Consider the following 254-nt stretch of genomic DNA (forward strand, 5'->3'; position numbering starts at 1 on the left):
GCGTGGGACCCGACTCGGGGCCGACCCGGGGCTGCACCGCCCAGGCGACCGCACCGACGGCCGCGAGCGCGGCGAACGATCCGAGCATCACCAGGCCGATGCCCGGCACGTCGGCCTCGGGCACGAGATCGCGCTGCATCGCGAGCGAGCCGAGGCTCATGGCGGTGGCGAAGGCGGCGAGGCCCGCGGCGAGTGCGCCCATGAGCCGTGCGGCGCCGCCCCAGTGCGCACCCACCGCGGCGAACGTCGTGATC

Annotated in this window: 1 protein-coding gene; it reads right to left on the reverse strand. The window is 76.8% G+C overall.

Annotated features, from left to right (window positions below):
* Positions 1-254 (reverse strand): hypothetical protein (locus tag SB660_RS22125; RefSeq protein ID WP_410584615.1); only part of this gene is annotated, 254 nt, incomplete at both ends.

The organism is Bacillus sp. SIMBA_005 (assembly GCF_046535585.1).
In the GTDB taxonomy this organism is placed as follows: Bacteria; Bacillota; Bacilli; order Bacillales; family Bacillaceae; genus Bacillus; species Bacillus pumilus.